General features: G+C 70.0%; 2 protein-coding genes and 1 pseudogene. 1 reads left to right on the forward strand and 2 read right to left on the reverse strand.

What is annotated here, in order from left to right:
• The coding region (lptE, locus tag D7V97_RS43095) for an LPS assembly lipoprotein LptE (protein WP_233583618.1) at window positions 1–438 on the forward strand (438 nt) is incomplete at its 5' end.
• 46 nt (window positions 439–484) lie between these two features.
• Here lptE and rpsT read toward each other — a convergent pair.
• Together rpsT and D7V97_RS45140 are read right to left on the reverse strand one after the other, a co-directional pair.
• The gene (gene rpsT, locus D7V97_RS43100) at window positions 485–751 is read right to left on the reverse strand and encodes a 30S ribosomal protein S20 (protein ID WP_120616276.1); all 267 of its coding nucleotides are present in this window, start codon (window positions 749–751) and stop codon (window positions 485–487) included.
• Window positions 752–890: 139 nt separating this feature from the next.
• Window positions 891–1,245: pseudogene (locus D7V97_RS45140) on the reverse strand (nucleoside triphosphate pyrophosphohydrolase); the annotation flags it as partial.

The following is a 1,245-nucleotide window of genomic DNA, read 5'->3' on the forward strand; positions in this document are numbered from 1 at the left end:
GGGTGTGGCTACCGCTTCCAGCCGTGGGGCTCCGCGCTGCCGGAGGGCGTGGGGCAGGTGTGCGCGCCCGTGTTCGCCAACGAGACGCCGGAGCCCGCGCTGGAGAACCTCTTCACGCGCTACCTGCGCCAGCAGCTCATCCAGGCGGGGCGCCTGGCCAGTGCGCCGGGCTGCACGTCCTCGATGGAGGGGGCGGTGCTGAACGTCTGGGCGTCGCCGACCATCATCGCCAACAACTACCGCGTCTCCACGACCGTGCGGCTGCGCCTCGTGAAGGAGGGACAGTTGCTGGCGGAGACGGTGGTGTCGGGGACGGAGGACTACCTCCAGGGGCGTGGCAACGTCCTGGAAGCCGAGGCCAACCGTCAGGCCGCGCTCGCACGCCTGGCGGAAACGCTCATGCGTGACGGGTACGACAGGCTCGCCAGTACCTGGTGAGGACCGGGGTGCCCGGTCCTCAACGCGGACGGTACTGGCGGGTCGACTAGGCCGACTTCTTCGCGGCGGCCTTGGCCAGCCGGGAGATGCGGCGCGAGGCGGTGCGCTTGTGAAGGACGCCCTTGCTGGCCGCCTTGTTGAGGGTCTTGGAAGCCGCCTTGAGCGCGTCCGTCGTCTTCGTGCCGTCCTTGGAGGCAATGGCCTCGCGGGCGGACTTGACGGCGTCCTTCACCGACGTCCGGACATTCACATTCCGGGCGCGGCGCTTCAGGGACTGGCGGTAACGCTTCTCTGCAGACTTGGTGTTCGCCAAGGCAATGCTCCAGCGGAAGGCAAGGCAAGGAAAAAGAGGGGCCGTCCTTACTGCGACGCCCCCGTTGCGTCAAGGCACGCGTGCAACCGCGATCAGGATTTCCGGTTCCGGAAGGCCTCGGACGCCGTTCAGGGGAGAATCAAACCGGCGGGCGGGCATATTCCCACATCAGCCCCGCGGGGTCCTGGAACTTCAGGCCCTCCTCGGTGCCCGACACGATGCTGCGTGGATGGTGGGTTTGTAGCAGGTCCTTCAGCCGGACGACGGCCGCCGGCGAAGGCGCCTCCAGCGTGAGGGTGACCGGGGCCGGCGCTGAACTGCCCGGCGTGAAGACGAGCCCCAGGCCCGCGCCCGTGTAGGCCGCCGTGCCGTCCTGGGTGCGCGCCGGGGTCCAGCCCAGCCAGGAGGCCACCGCGTCCCAGAAGGCCCGCTGGGCCGCCACGTCCGGCACGGCGAAGCGCAGGGTGGCCACCGACGCGCGGGGCAGGTGGGCG

Source organism: Corallococcus sp. CA053C (assembly GCF_003611675.1).
Classification (GTDB): domain Bacteria; phylum Myxococcota; class Myxococcia; order Myxococcales; family Myxococcaceae; genus Corallococcus.